Origin of the sequence: Rhizobium sp. CBN3 (assembly GCF_030518245.1) — a bacterium.
In the GTDB taxonomy this organism is placed as follows: domain Bacteria; phylum Pseudomonadota; class Alphaproteobacteria; order Rhizobiales; family Rhizobiaceae; genus Rhizobium; species Rhizobium aethiopicum_A.
The window spans coordinates 17,969-32,487 of sequence record NZ_JAULSE010000038.1; the positions used below are offsets into that span (position 1 = coordinate 17,969).

A 14,519-nucleotide genomic window follows, 5' to 3' on the forward strand; every position below is an offset into this window, starting at 1 on the left:
ACTGCTGACTGCCTGCCATCACGCCGATCCGGATCTTTCCACGGCCGCCGCCTGAGCCTTGTCGCAGCGGCTGACGGTGGCGCACCTCGCCCCCTGCTATCCGAGGAGACGACGCAGTTCCTCCTGCGGTCGGTCGGCGTTCTCCGTCACGCCGGTTTTCGGCATGCACAGGTATTCGCCAACATGTTCGCGGCCCATGGGTTTGCCGAACAAATAGCCCTGCAGCGTGGTGCAGCCCATTTCCAGCAAACACATCGCCTGCCGATGGCTCTCTACGCCTTCCGCCGTGACCTTCATATCGAGCTTCCGCGCCAGATTGAGCACCAGTTCAACGATTGCGAGACTCGATTCATCCACGAGCATGGTGTCGATAAAGCTCTTGTCGACCTTGATGATATCGACCGGCAGGCTTCGCAGATGCGTCAGCGATGCATAACCTGTCCCGAAGTCATCGAGTGCCACTGTCAGGCCTTTCTTGCGCAAACGTTGCAGGGTTGTTGCAACGGTATCTTCCAGGCCCTGCAGGAAGACCGTTTCCGTCACCTCCAGCACAAGCTTGTCCAGCGGAATGCCTCTCGACGCAAAGGCGGCAACGATGCGGGTTTCCAAGTCGCCCCTCATAAAATCGGAGGCGCTTATATTGAGACCGACCCGCCCGAATTCCAGCCCGCGGTCGATCCAGCTTCGAATGTCGGCCGCGACCTGCTCGAGCATGCGGGTCGTAATGTGGTGGGCAACGCTTGGGTCTGTGAACGCCTCGTGAAATTCCGCCGCCGACACGATTGACCCATCTGAACGCTGCATTCGCACAAGCGCTTCAAACGCCCAGACCTGACCGTCGGCACAACCAACGATCGGCTGATAATGCGGCACCATCCGATGTTCGGCAAGAGCCGACTCCACCTCCCGAACGATCTGTATGCGACGCGCGATCCTCGAACGCAGGCTGGGCTCGTAGTGTACATAGCTGCCACGCCGCGTTTCTTTGGCATGATAGAGGGCGAAGTCCGCGTTTTGCGAAAGCGTTGCGGCATCCATTTCGCCCTCCGAAATCGCGCCACCCACGGTTATCGCCGGATGTATCATCGATCCCCCAACCTCCAGAGGGCGACCGATATATTCGATCAGGTGGCGCGCGAGCGAACCCATGCGGCGTACGCTTGCGGGCGCGTCCAGGATAACGGAGAACTCATCGCCGCCAAGGCGAAAGACCTTTCCTCGCTTTCCCAAGCGTTCATCCAGGCGTGAGGCCACGCCTTTCAGCAGCAGGTCACCTGTCGCATGGCCAAGGATATCGTTCACTTGCTTGAGGCGGTCGACGTCGATCAGCAGCAAGCCGATGGAAGGAGCGGCGGCCGCTGTGAGCAGCTCCATATGAGTATTGTAGGCTGCCCGGTTGGCAAGTCCGGTCAGAGGATCGGCATTGGCCGCCTGGAGCAGGCGTTGCTCGTAGCGCACTTTTTCCGAAACATCCTGAACGATGCCAAACAGACGACTGGGCTTGCCGCTCAAGCGCTCGATATCGCTGACCACACGAACCCAGCGCTCCTCCCCCTCTGGCGTCATGATGCGATATTCCCTGTCGATGCCGGCCGCAGAACCATCGAGGACATCGCGTATCCTGCGTCTGACGCTCTCGCGCTCTTCGGGAGCATAGCAGCCGATCACCTCCTCCGAGGTCATGCGTTTGCCGACTGGCAATCCAACGGTGCGGTAAATCTGGTCGGACCAAATGATCGTGCCGGTCTCGAGATCCATCTCGAAGCCGCCAACCTTGGCAGAGCGTTCGGTCTGCTCGAAGCGGGCCTGCTTCAATTCCAATTCGCGTTGCTGTTCTCTCAGCAGGCTTTGCTGTCGATGTTCCCGGATCAGGCCAACGACGACGCTTGCCAAACTGCGAAGCTGTTCGAGATCCCGATCGCCGAAGCGGCGATTCTTGGTGTCGAGGACGCAGAAGCTGCCGTAGCAGGTCTCCCCTTCCGATAGCGGCACTCCTGCGTAGAACCGAACCGAACGCTCTGTAACAAAGGTGTTTCCGGAAAAGCGAGAATCCTTGTCGGCGTTTTTAACGACGAGCGGTGACTTCGTCTCTACGATATGGCTGCAGAAGGAATGCTCGCGTGGCGTCTCTTTCAAAAAGAGACCCTGCTCGGCCTTGAACCACTGCCGATGCCCGTCGACGAACGAAACCAACGCCATCGGCATGTCGAACATACTGCAGGCTAGCCGCACGATAGCATCGAACTCTTGCGTAGGCGGCGTGTCGAGAATGCTGGCCTGCTGGAGGAGATTCAATCTCTGATCTTCTGAAACTGACATGCGACCTTAGGCTCCTCGCAGCGCTTGATGACGCGGAGTGAAACCCCTCATGGGTCATGGAAGCGGAAGAACTAACCGCTGACGACCGACAGAATTGCATGATCTGGTTGCCAAATATTGAAGCGGCTGACATGTGGTTTGGCGCAAGACATCCCGTCGAGCGGGATATTCTCGCTTGGCTGCAAGACCCTAAAGTAATGTGATTGATATGGCATCGTGGATGGGTCGAGGCCCAGCGACCTTTAAAACATGGGCCACGCGGCTCGCATCCGTGCAACGCGCTTAGTCAACTTCGCCTTTACGAGCGCATAAGACGGCTTGAACATGAGCCTTTGACGCCTCCGTCTTTTTCTTTGTAATTTCCGACATACATTAAATACTATGTACGTTCCGCCGATTGGCACGCGGGGATTGAGGTGTTGGCGATGGCAACCGCCAATCTTCACTTTGTTGTTTTTGCTGCTTTCAGCTTGGGGCCTCGGCGTACCGTCGGCGTCCGACCGCGCATCTGTCGTTCTCAAGGTGAATGGCGCCATTGGGCCTGCCATAGCTGACTACGTGGTACGAGGCATTCAGCGTGCTGGCGAACGTGAAGCGGTCTTGATCGTCCTGCAAATGGATACACCCGGCGGCCTTGACACCTCGATGCGGGAAATCATCCGCGCGATCCTTGCCTCGCCGGTGCCTGTGGCGAGTTTCGTCGCGCCAAGCGGGGCACGAGCTGCCAGCGCCGGCACCTATATTCTCTACGCAAGCCACATTGCTGTAATGGCCCCTGGGACCAATTTGGGTGCGGCGACACCAATCGCGCTCGGCGTGAAGCCTTTCGGCGGTGATGAGGAACCCGAAAAGAAGCCGAGCGAACCTGGTGGCAAGCAGCCGGAAGCTCCAGGCAATGCCCACGAAGCAAAAGCCGTTAACGACGCAGTCGCTTACATTCGTGGGCTTGCGGAATTGCGCAATCGCAACGCCGACTGGGCGGAGCGTGCTGTCCGCGAAGCTGCAAGCCTTTCATCCACAGCGGCAGTGCGCGAACATGCCATCGATTTCATGGCAGTCGATGTCACCGATCTCCTTGCAAAGGCACAAGGCCGCATGGTGCGGGTCGGTCAAACGGAGGTCCGTCTCGATACCGCCGGTTTGGCCGTGCAGGAATTCGAGCCTGACTGGCGCACGCGCCTGCTTTCCGTCATTACCGATCCGAACATCGCAATCATCCTGATGATGGTCGGTATCTATGGCCTGATCTTCGAATTTCTCGCACCGGGGACAATGCTTCCTGGCACGATCGGCGGCATCAGCCTCCTCCTCGGTCTCTATGCCCTGGCGTTGCTGCCGGTGAGTTTTGCCGGCCTTGGGCTTATTTTGCTCGGCGTAGGATTGACTGTGGCTGAGGCGCATTCGCCAAGCTTCGGCGCCTTTGGCATTGGCGGCGGGGTAGCCGTGATCCTGGGAGCAACCATCTTGTTTGATACCGATATACCGGGCCTGGAGGTGTCGCGCCCCCTACTGGGCGCAATTGCAGTTGCGACTCTTGCCTTCAGCCTTGTCGTTGCTCGCCTGGCATTCACCTCGCGATTGCGCCAGGTAGCCACCGGTGCAGAGGAGATGATTGGCATTTCTGGTAAAGTTGAGAGTTGGACGGGGCTCACGGGGTACGTCATTGCGCATGGGGAACGCTGGAAGGCGGTTTCCGCCGATCCCCTTGTTGCTGGTGACCCTGTGAGGGTGACGGGCCGCAATGGGCTGGCGCTCGAGGTCACCAGCCGTCCTAAGAACACCTAGCGGCACTCAAGGAAGCAGGAGGAGAAGTCATGGATATGTTTACAGATCTTGCCTTCTATTTGGTGGCCACTGTCATTGCGGTCGCCATCCTCGCATCCGCGGTTAAGATCCTGAGGGAATATGAACGCGGCGTCGTGTTCACACTTGGCCGCTTTACCGGAGTCAAGGGCCCCGGGCTAATTCTGCTCATCCCCTATGTCCAGCAGATGATTAGGGTCGACTTGCGCACGCGCGTACTGGATGTGCCTAGCCAGGACGTCATCTCACATGACAATGTCTCGGTTCGTGTCAGCGCGGTGATCTACTTCAGGGTCATTGACCCCGAGAAATCGACAATACAGGTCGAGGATTTCATGATGGCAACAAGCCAGCTTGCTCAAACGACGTTGCGCTCCGTGCTCGGCAAGCACGACCTCGATGAAATGCTGGCAGAACGCGACAGGCTCAACTCCGATATTCAGGAAATCCTCGACGCTCAGACGGACGCTTGGGGAATTAAAGTAGCCACTGTCGAGATCAAGCATGTCGATATCAACGAGTCGATGATACGTGCAATCGCTCGCCAAGCGGAGGCCGAACGCGAACGCCGCGCAAAGGTCATCAATGCCGAGGGCGAACAGCAAGCTGCAGCGAAGCTACTGGAAGCGGCGGAAATTCTGGCCAAACAGCCGGAGGCGATGCAACTTCGTTACTTAAGCACTTTGAACGTCATCGCCAGCGAGAAGACTTCGACGATTTTATTTCCCTTCCCGATGGAGCTGGGCAATCTAATGGCCGTTAAGCCGAAGTGATCGAACGGCACTGGCGTTGATGATTGATCCAGCTTCGATGTCAACCTCGGAGCAAAATGAGGCCACGCCCCAGAGAACTGGCGCAACGCCGCCACCCCGTGATCTTTGCAGCCCGGCTCAGATGTGCAAAGCGTTTCCCAAAGCTTTCAGCGCCGCTTCCATGAGCGCTTCGCTGCGGGTCGGATGGACGTGAATGGTGCCGGCGATGTCTTCCAGGCGCGCTCCCATCTCGATCGCCAGTGCGAAAGCCGCCGAGAGTTCGGAGACCCCGGCCCCCACGGCCTGCAGGCCGAGAACCAGATTGGTGTCGGCGCGGGCCACCACGCGCACGAAGCCCTCCTCAGAGACCATCGTCATCGCCCGCCCGTTGGCGCTGAACGGAAACTGGGCGGTGCGGATCTCATATCCTTGCGCGCGCGCCTCCGCCGGCAACAGGCCGGCGCTGACGATCTCAGGATCGGTAAAGCAGATGGCGGGAATGCATCTTTTGTCCCAACCCCGCTTCTTGCCCGCAACGATCTCCGCCACCATCTCCCCTTGCGCCATCGCCCGATGCGCCAGCATCGGCTCGCCGGTCACGTCGCCGATCGCATAGATGCCGCGCATGGAGGTGCGGCATTGATCGTCGATCCTCAGATACGGACCGGCGCGGTCGAGATCGAGCTCCTCGAGACCGGACCCTGCCGTTCGCGGGCGGCGGCCGACAGTGACAAGCACACGATCCGCCGGCAGTGTCTCACGCCGGCCATCCGACGTTTCAACGATCAATGCCTCGCCATTATCGGCAAGACCCATCGCCTTCGCACCCGTCAGCACCCGGATGCCGCTCTCGGTCAGCTTGCGCATCACGGGACGCACCAATTCCGCATCATAGAGCGGCAGCACCTGCGGCGTCGCCTCGATGACGCTCACCTCCGAGCCCATCTTCGAAAAGGCCATTCCGAGTTCCAGCCCGATATAACCGCCGCCGACCACGACGAGCTTTTTCGGCAGCTCCCTCAGCGACAGCGCCTCGGTCGAGGAAATGACCCGGCCGCCGAAAGGCAGATTAGAAAGCTCCACCGGATCGGAACCGGTGGCGATCACCACGGTCTCGGCGCGGATGACCTGCTGGCCGGTTTCGGTCTCCACCTCCACCGTCTTGCCGTCACGGAAGTGGGCGCGGCCATGGACGATCTTCACCCGCGCCTTCTGCAACAGACCCGAAACGCCGCCGGTGAGCCGGCCGACAATGCCGTCCTTCCAGGCGATCGTCTTTGAGAGATCGATCGAGGCGCCTTCGATGCGGATGCCCATCGGGTTCTTGCCGGCCAGCATTTTTTGCGTGGCGTCGAATTCCTCGGCCGCATGGATCAACGCCTTGGAGGGAATGCAGCCGACCGTCAGGCAGGTGCCGCCCGGCTTGCCGGCTTCGACGATGACGGTATCGATGCCGAGCTGTCCGGCGCGGATGGCGCAGACATAACCGCCCGGGCCGGCGCCAATGACGAGGAGCTTGCAGACAATTTCTTTCATGGCTCAGCCTTCGATGAAAATGAGCGCCGGCGTTTCGAGGAGCGTGCGGATGCGCTGGACGAAGGTCGCCGCATCCCAGCCGTCAATGATGCGATGATCGAAACTGGAGGAGAGGTTCATCATCTTGCGCGGCACGAACTGGGTCCCGTCCCAGACGGGCCGTGTGGCGATCTTGTTGACGCCGATGATCGCCACCTCGGGATGATTGATGACGGGCGTCGAGGCGATGCCGCCGAGCGCGCCGAGCGAGCTGATGGTGATGGTGGAGCCGGAAAGCTCGTCGCGCGTCGCCGTGCCCGAGCGCGCCGCCTCCGCCAGCCGGTTCATTTCGGCTGCGCAATCCCAGATGCCGCGCGCTTCCGCATGCCGCACGACAGGTACGGTCAGGCCGGCCGGCGTCTGCGTGGCGACGCCGACATGCACGGCACTATAACGCGTGATGATGCCGGCATCGTCGTCGAAGGTGGCGTTGACCTCCGGCTGCCCGGCTATGGCCTTGACCAGCGCCCGCATCAGGAAGGGCAGGACCGTCAGCTTGGGATGACCCGGCCTGCGGTCGCCGTTCATGGTGGCGCGCAGTTCCTCCAGCGCCGTCATGTCCACTTCCTCCACATAGGTGATGTGGGGGATGCGCGAGGTGGACAGCACCATCTTTTCGGCGATGCGGCGACGCAGGCCGGTCAGCTTGATCTCCTCGGTCGCCGTCTTCCTGGCAAGACCGTTCTTTGCCGCGGCGGGCGCGCTCCCTTGGGCGAGGAACTGTTCGATATCTTCGCGCAGGATGCGCCCGGCCGGCCCGGTCCCCTGCACTTGCCTCAGATCGACACCGCTTTCCCTGGCGAAGAGCCGCACGGAGGGCGCGGCAAGCGGCTTTTCGGCAGGCGCAGCCGCAGCTGGTGCCGTCGTAGGAGCCGGCATGGCCGGGGTGACCGGGGCCGGCTTCGCAGTCGCGGCTTTCGTTGTCTCCGCAATCGGCGCCAGCGCAACCGCCATAGGCTGAGCCTCAACGGCATCGCCCGCCGTCTCGATCCGCACTAGCGGCGCCTTGACGGCAATACGGTCTCCGACTTCACCGGCGAGCCAGATGACGGTGCCATCGACGGGAGAGGGAATTTCCACGGTCGCCTTGTCGGTCATGACGGCAGCGATCACCATATCCTCGCGGACGGGATCTCCCGTCTTCACGTGCCATTCCACCAACTCGGCCTCGGCCACCCCTTCCCCGACATCGGGCATCTTGATGATGAATTCGCCCATGGCTCAGGCCTCCATGATTTCGGCAAGCGCCCGCCCGACCCGGCCGGGACCGGGGAAATAGTCCCATTCCTGCGCATGCGGATAGGGCGTGTCCCAGCCGGCGACGCGCACAACAGGCGCTTCGAGATGATAGAAGCAATGTTCCTGTACCAGCGACACGACCTCGGCGCCGAAGCCCGACGTCAAGGTCGCCTCGTGCACGACGACGCAGCGTCCGGTTTTGGTGACCGATTTGACGATCGTATCGAGATCGAGCGGCAGCAGGCTTCTCAAATCGATCACCTCGGCATCGATGCCGGCATCCTCGGCCGCGGCGAGCGCCACATGCACCATCGTGCCATAGGCAATGACGGTCACCGCCGATCCAGTGCGCCGCACCTCGGCCTTGCCGATCGGGATCGTGTAATGGCCGTCGGGCACCTCGCCGAGATCGTGTTTCGACCAGGGCGTCACCGGCCGCTCGTGATGGCCGTCGAAGGGGCCGTTATAGAGCCGCTTCGGTTCCAGGAACATGACGGGATCCGGATCCTCGATCGCCGCGATCAGCAGGCCCTTGGCGTCATAGGGATTGGACGGAACAATGACCTTCAAGCCGCAGACATGGGTGAAGAGCGCTTCCGGGCTCTGGCTGTGCGTCTGGCCGCCGAAGATGCCGCCGCCTGTCGGCATACGCACAACGATCGGGCAAGTGAAATCGCCGTTTGAGCGGTAGCGGATGCGCGCCGCCTCCTGCGTCAGCTGGTCGTAGGCCGGATACATGTAATCGGCGAACTGGATTTCGACGCAGGGCTTCAGCCCGTAGGCCGCCATGCCGATCGCCGTGCCGACGATGCCGGATTCGCTGATCGGCGTATCGAAGCAGCGCGTCCTGCCATATTTTGCCTGCAGGCCCTGGGTGCAGCGGAAGACGCCGCCGAAATAGCCGACATCCTCGCCGAAGACCACAACATTGTCGTCCTTCGCCATCGACACGTCCATGGCGCTGCGCACGGCCTCGATCATCGTCATCCTGGCCATGTCAGTACCCTGCCTTCTGCCGCTGGCGGCGGATATGCGCCGGCATCTCGGCATAGACGCCCTCGAAAATATCGCGCACCGAAGGTCTGCCGCCGGCATGCAGAGTGCCATGCGCCTCCGCCTGGCGCTGCGCCTCGATCACCTCGTCCATGATTTCGGCTTCCGCCTGCACGTGTCGCTCCTCCGACCATACACCCTTGACGATCAGATGTTTTTTCAGCCGCAGCACTGGATCGCCGAGCGGCCAGGCCTCCGATTCCGTCTTCGGCCGATAGGCGCTCGGATCGTCGGAGGTCGAATGCGCGCCGACGCGGTAGGTGACATGTTCGATCAGCGTCGGCCCGAGATTGCGCCGGGCGCGTTCGGCCGCCCAGCGGGCGACGGCATGGACGGCGAGATAATCGTTGCCGTCGACCCGCAGCGCCGGAATGCCGAAGCCGAGGCCGCGGGCGGCAAAGGTGCCGGAGCCGCCGCGGGCAATGCCCTGAAAGGTGGAGATCGCCCACTGATTGTTGACGATATTGAGGATAACGGGCGCCTTGTAGGTCGAGGCGAAGACGAGCGCCGAGTGAAAATCCGATTCCGCCGTCGATCCGTCGCCGATCCAGGCCGCGGCAATGCGGCTGTCGTTCTTGATCGCCGAAGCCATCGCCCAGCCGACGGCCTGCACATATTGGGTGGCGAGATTGCCCGAAATGGTGAAGAAACCATGCTCCTTGGAAGAATACATGATCGGCAGCTGTCGGCCGTGCAGCGGATCGCTTTCGTTCGAGTAGATCTGGTTCATCATCTCGACCATCGGGTAGTCGTCGGCGATCAGGAGGCCCGCCTGGCGATAGGTCGGGAAATTCATGTCGCCCTTAGCAAGCGCCTTGCGGAAGGCGCAGCTGACGGCCTCTTCGCCGAGATGCTGCATGTAGAAGGAGGTCTTGCCCTGGCGCTGCGCCATCAGCATGCGGGCATCGAAGGCGCGCAGCTTCATCATGTTGCGAAGCCCGGTCAGCAGTTCCTCATCGGTGAGCGACCCGGCCCAGGGACCGACCGCCTCGCCGTCGCGGTTCAAGACGCGGATGATCGAATAGGCGAGATCGCGGATATCCTCGGACGCGACATCGACCTCCGGCCGCGGCACGGAACCAGCCTTGGCGATCTTGACATTGGAAAAATCAGGCTGGCCGCCCGGGCGGACGGCAGGTTCGGGGACGTGCAGGCTCAAACGAGCGGAATCCACCATGTTTTTTCTTTCCTCCGTGTGCCGGCCCTGCCCTTCTCCCCGGAAGCGGGACCGGATGTCGTTCTTATAGATTGCGGGCAATCACCATGCGCTGGACGTCGCTCGTTCCCTCGTAGATCTGGCAGATGCGCACATCGCGGTAGATGCGCTCGACAGGATAGTCGGCCATATAGCCGTAACCGCCGTGGATCTGAATCGCATCGGAGCAGACGCGCTCGGCCATCTCCGAGGCAAAGAGCTTCGCCATCGACGCTTCGGAGAGGCACGGCAGCTCCGCTTCCCGAAGAGACGCGGCGTGAAAGACGAGCTGTCGCGCCGCCTCAATTCGCACCGCCATGTCGGCAAGGCGGAAGGCGACGGCCTGATGTTCTAAAATCGGCTTGCCGAAAGCGGTTCGCTCCTTCGCGTAGTCGCGCGCCGCCTCGAAGGCTGCCCGCGCCATACCGACGGCCTGTGCGGCAATGCCGATGCGCCCGCCCTCGAGATTGGCAAGCGCGATGCGATAACCTTCACCCTCCGCACCCAGCCTCAAATCCGCAGGAATGCGCATGGCGTTGAAGGCGATCTGGCAGGTATCGGTGGAGTGCAGTCCGAGCTTTTCCTCGACGCGGATCACCTCGTAGCCCGGCGTCTCCGTCGGCACGATGAAGGCGGTGATGCCCTTCTTGCCGGCGTCGGGATCGGTGACGGCAAAGACGATGATGACATTACCGTTCTTTCCCGAGGTGATGAACTGCTTGGCGCCGTCGATCACATAGTGATCGCCATCGCGCCGGGCTCGGGTCTTGAGGTTCGAAGCGTCGGAACCGGCCTGCGGCTCGGTGAGCGCAAAGCCGCCGATCCATTCGCCGGTCGCAAGCTTCGGCAGGAAGCGCTGCCGCTGTTCCTCAGTGCCGAATTTCAGGATCGGCACGCAGCCGACGGAGCTGTGCACGCTCATGATCGTCGAACAGGGTCCATCGCCGGCGGCAATCTCCTCGAGTGCCGCGGCATAGGCGATCACACCCGTATCCGAGCCGCCATAGGCTTCCGGCACCAGCATGCCGAGCAGCCCGAGTTCGCCCATCTCCTGCAATTCCTCGCGCGGGAAGAGATGCTCGCGGTCGCGCCTCGCCGCCCCCGGCGCCAGCCGGTCGCGGGCAAAGTCGCGGGCGACATCCGAGATCTGCTGCTGGAGTTCGGAAAGGATCATCTGTTTGCCTCCCCCTAGTGCCGCTCGATGGCGACGGCCGTCGCCTCGCCACCGCCGATGCAGAGTACCGCCATGCCGCGCTTGAGGTCGTAGCGCTCCAATGCTGAAAGCAGCGTTACCAGAATGCGAGCCCCCGATGCGCCGATCGGATGGCCGAGGGCACAGGCGCCGCCATGCACATTCACCTTTTCCTGCGGCAGGTCGAGATCGCGCATCGCGGCCATGGCGACAACGGCGAAAGCCTCGTTGATTTCGAAGAGGTCGACGTCCGAAAGCGCCAGGCCGGTCCGATCTGAGAGCTTCTGCAACGCGCCGATCGGCGCGGTGGCGAAAAGATTGGGCGCCTGCGAATGGGTGGCATGGCCGAGGATGGTGGCGAGCGGTGCAAGGCCGCGGCGCTCGGCCTCGGAGCGGCGCATCAGCACGAGCGCTGCCGCGCCGTCGGAGATCGAGCTGGAATTGGCCGCGGTCACCGTGCCGCCCTCGCGAAAGGCGGGCTTCAGCGTCGGGATCTTGTCGAGCTTCGCTTTGCCCGGCTGCTCGTCGCGGCTCGCCACTTGTTCGGCCTTGCCTGATTTTACCGTGACCGGCACAACCTCGCTGTCGAAACAGCCATCCGTGATCGCCTTCTGCGCCCGCGTCAGCGAGGCGATGGCGTAATTGTCCTGCGCCTCGCGCGTGAACTGATAGGCTTCGGCGCAATCCTCCGCGAAGCTGCCCATCAAGCGCCCCTTGTCATAAGCATCCTCCAGCCCGTCGAGGAACATGTGATCCACGACACGCCCATGGCCGAGCCTGTAGCCGCCGCGGGCCTTGTCAAGGAGATAGGGCGCGTTCGTCATGCTTTCCATTCCGCCGGCGACCGCCACCGAGGCGCTGTCGGCGGCGATCAGGTCATGCGCCATCATGACCGCCTTCATGCCCGAGCCGCACATCTTGTTGACGGTGCTGGCCCCCGTCGCGAAGGGTAGACCGGCGCCGATCGCCGCCTGACGCGCCGGCGCCTGGCCAAGGCCCGCCGGTAACACGCAGCCGAAGACGACCTCCTCGACCGCCTCGGCCGCGACACGGCTGCGCTCCAGTGCAGCGCGGATCGCCGTTGCTCCAAGCTCCGGCGCCGTCGCCTCCTTCAGCTCTCCCTGGAAACTGCCGATCGGCGTGCGCGCCGCGCCGACGATGACGATGGGATCCTGCAGTGCCATGTTTCCTCCTTGGGCTAGACGCTCAACGCGCGCCCATCCTCAATGCGCCGTCGAGGCGGATGACCTCGCCGTTCAGCATGTTGTTTTCAAAGGTATGGCGCACCAGCCCGGCAAATTCCGCCGGCCGGCCAAGCCGCGGCGGAAAGGGCACGCTCTGGCCGAGTGCCGCCTGCACCTCGGCCGGCATACCGGCCATCATCGGCGTCTCGAAAATGCCGGGCGCGATCGATACGACACGGATGCCGTGACGGGCGAGCTCGCGGGCGATTGGCAAGGTCATCGCCGCCACTCCGCCCTTGGAGGCGGCATAGGCCGCCTGGCCGATCTGGCCGTCGAAGGCGGCAACTGAGGCCGTATTGACGATCACGCCGCGTTCGCCTTCGCCATCCGGTTCTGCGTTCTGGATCGCGGAGGCGGCAAGCCGGATCATGTTGAAGGTTCCGATCAGATTGATGCCGACGGTGCGCGCAAAACTCTCCAGGCGGTGCGGCCCGTCACGGCCGATCACCTTTTCAGCTGGCGCCACTCCGGCGCAATTGATCAGACCGCGCAGGCTGCCGAAGGCTTCGACAGCCCCCGCGACCACGGCTGCTCCCGCCTCGCCATCGGTCACATCGGCCTTGACGAAGCGGGCATCGCTGCCGAATTCCCGGGCGATCTTCTCGCCGGCTTCGACGTTAAGGTCCGCGATCGTCACACGTCCGCCGGCTTCGACCAGCATGCGCACCGTCGCCGCTCCGAGCCCGGAACCGCCGCCGGTGACGATGAAACTTGCGCCATGGATCAGCATGAATCTGTTCCTCCCTGTCGGCTGCGTCCTCCTCCGAGCGCCACCGACGGCCACGATTCTATTCGTTCCACCTATTGCAAGCGATGACAGAACTGCTCCATTATATCGGCCAGTTTTGCCATAGCGGGGTGAGATGGCCGAGATCGAGCGACGCATGATTGCACCGGGTTTCGTCGAGGAGGCGCTCGACAGCCTGCGACGGCTCGGCAAGCCGGCGGCGCCGATCCTTGCCCGGGTCGGCCTGCCGGCGGTCGTCGATCTGCCGGTGTCTGCCGAGACCTATGGTGCGCTCTGGCTGGCGATCGCCGCCGAACTCAATGACGAATTCTTCGGCATGGGCGGCCGGCCGATGCGCAGCGGCAGCTTCACGCTGCTCTGCCATTGTGTTCTGCACGCGCCGACGCTCGGCCATGCGTTGCGCCGGGCGCTGCGCTTCCTCGATGTCGTACTCGACGATCCCAGAGGGAAGCTCGTTACCCGCGACGGCCTTGCTGAAATCGAGCTCAGGGATAGGGGCGGCCCACGCTCGGCCTTCGCCTACCGCACCTACTGGATCATCCTGCACGGCATCATCTGTTGGCTGGTCGGTCGCCGCATCCCGATCCGGCTCGTCGACTTCCGCTGTGCCGAACCGAAACAAGGTGCCGACTACCGGCTGTTCTTCGGCGCGCCGGTGCGCTTCTCGCAACCGATCAGCCGTCTCGGCTTCGACAGCACCCTGCTCGACCTGCCGATTTCACGCAGCGAGCAGGCGTTGAAACAGTTCCTGCGCGGCGCGCCCGCCAATATTCTGGTGCGCTACCGCTACGATGCCGGCATCGCCGCCGCCGTCCGCCGGCGCTTGAGCCAGGCGACGCCGGCCACGTGGCGAAGCTTCGCCGAACTCGCCGCCGATATGCGCATGCCGCCCTCGACGCTGCGCCATCGCTTGCACGACGAAGGACAAAGCTATGCCGCCATCAAGGACGAGATCCGCCGCGATCTCGCCGTCGAACTGCTGCTGAATACATCGAAAACGATCGGCGAAATCGCCGTCCAGCTCGGCTATTCCGAACCCAGCGCCTTCTTTCGTGCTTTTCGGAAATGGATGGGCAAGAGTCCCGAGGCTTTTCGGCGAGAGGAAGCGGGAGGACAGGGCCGCGCAGGTTAGGCGTCTTGCTCCCTCTTCTCCCTAGCGGGGAGAAGGTGGCCCGAAGGGTCGGATGAGGAGGCCACACGGCACGCCCTTGCTTGCCTTCGCTTACGCTCAGCGCATTCGCAGCTCTGCTGCTCACCCCCTCATCTGCCTGCCGGCATCTTCTCCCCGCTAGAGCGTGCTGCAATTTTCCGGAATCGGGGATTCGCAAATCAGCGGAAATGTGATTCCCTATGCATGCCGGGAAAGGATGGCCGGCATGGATGACGCGACCCTATTCCG

The 14,519-nt window shown here is 62.4% G+C and carries 11 protein-coding genes; 3 read left to right on the top strand and 8 right to left on the bottom strand.

Annotated features, from left to right (window positions below):
- Positions 1–96 precede the first annotated feature (96 nt).
- Positions 97–2,319: an EAL domain-containing protein gene (locus QWJ46_RS29225; protein ID WP_302755873.1), complete on the bottom strand. Its 2,223-nt coding sequence runs from the start codon at positions 2,317–2,319 to the stop codon at positions 97–99.
- 381 nt (positions 2,320–2,700) lie between these two features.
- Here QWJ46_RS29225 and QWJ46_RS29230 point away from each other — a divergent pair, with 381 nt between their 5' ends.
- The gene (locus tag QWJ46_RS29230) at positions 2,701–4,104 is read left to right on the top strand and encodes a nodulation protein NfeD (RefSeq protein WP_302755875.1); all 1,404 of its coding nucleotides are present in this window, start codon (positions 2,701–2,703) and stop codon (positions 4,102–4,104) included.
- Between the two features lie 29 nt (positions 4,105–4,133).
- Positions 4,134–4,895, top strand: coding sequence for a slipin family protein (locus QWJ46_RS29235; protein WP_302755877.1), 762 nt, complete (start codon positions 4,134–4,136; stop codon positions 4,893–4,895).
- A 117-nt stretch (positions 4,896–5,012) separates the two neighbouring features.
- Here the strand turns inward: QWJ46_RS29235 and lpdA are convergent, their stop codons facing one another.
- The 7 genes from lpdA to QWJ46_RS29270 all read right to left on the bottom strand — a co-directional run bounded on the left by lpdA (position 5,013) and on the right by QWJ46_RS29270 (position 13,102).
- Positions 5,013–6,410, bottom strand: coding sequence for a dihydrolipoyl dehydrogenase (lpdA, locus tag QWJ46_RS29240; protein WP_302755879.1), 1,398 nt, complete (start codon positions 6,408–6,410; stop codon positions 5,013–5,015).
- 3 nt (positions 6,411–6,413) lie between these two features.
- Entirely contained in the window at positions 6,414–7,667 is a 1,254-nt protein-coding gene (locus QWJ46_RS29245; RefSeq protein WP_302755882.1) for a dihydrolipoamide acetyltransferase family protein, read from the bottom strand.
- Positions 7,668–7,670: 3 nt separating this feature from the next.
- Positions 7,671–8,684: an alpha-ketoacid dehydrogenase subunit beta gene (locus QWJ46_RS29250; protein ID WP_302755884.1), complete on the bottom strand. Its 1,014-nt coding sequence runs from the start codon at positions 8,682–8,684 to the stop codon at positions 7,671–7,673.
- A gap of 1 nt (position 8,685) precedes the next feature.
- Positions 8,686–9,918 carry a 3-methyl-2-oxobutanoate dehydrogenase (2-methylpropanoyl-transferring) subunit alpha gene (locus QWJ46_RS29255; RefSeq protein ID WP_302755886.1) on the bottom strand — a complete coding sequence of 411 codons (1,233 nt, stop codon included), beginning with the start codon at positions 9,916–9,918 and terminating at the stop codon, positions 8,686–8,688.
- 64 nt (positions 9,919–9,982) lie between these two features.
- Entirely contained in the window at positions 9,983–11,110 is a 1,128-nt protein-coding gene (locus QWJ46_RS29260; protein ID WP_302755889.1) for an acyl-CoA dehydrogenase family protein, read from the bottom strand.
- Between the two features lie 14 nt (positions 11,111–11,124).
- Positions 11,125–12,312: an acetyl-CoA C-acyltransferase gene (locus tag QWJ46_RS29265; protein ID WP_302755891.1), complete on the bottom strand. Its 1,188-nt coding sequence runs from the start codon at positions 12,310–12,312 to the stop codon at positions 11,125–11,127.
- A 22-nt stretch (positions 12,313–12,334) separates the two neighbouring features.
- Positions 12,335–13,102, bottom strand: a complete 768-nt coding sequence (locus QWJ46_RS29270) for a 3-hydroxyacyl-CoA dehydrogenase (RefSeq protein ID WP_302755893.1) — start codon at positions 13,100–13,102, stop codon at positions 12,335–12,337.
- Between the two features lie 133 nt (positions 13,103–13,235).
- On the opposite strand from QWJ46_RS29270, the gene QWJ46_RS29275 reads away from it, so the two are divergent.
- A complete protein-coding gene (locus tag QWJ46_RS29275) occupies positions 13,236–14,252 on the top strand; it encodes an AraC family transcriptional regulator (protein WP_302755894.1) in 1,017 nt (338 codons plus the stop codon).
- Positions 14,253–14,519 lie beyond the last annotated feature (267 nt).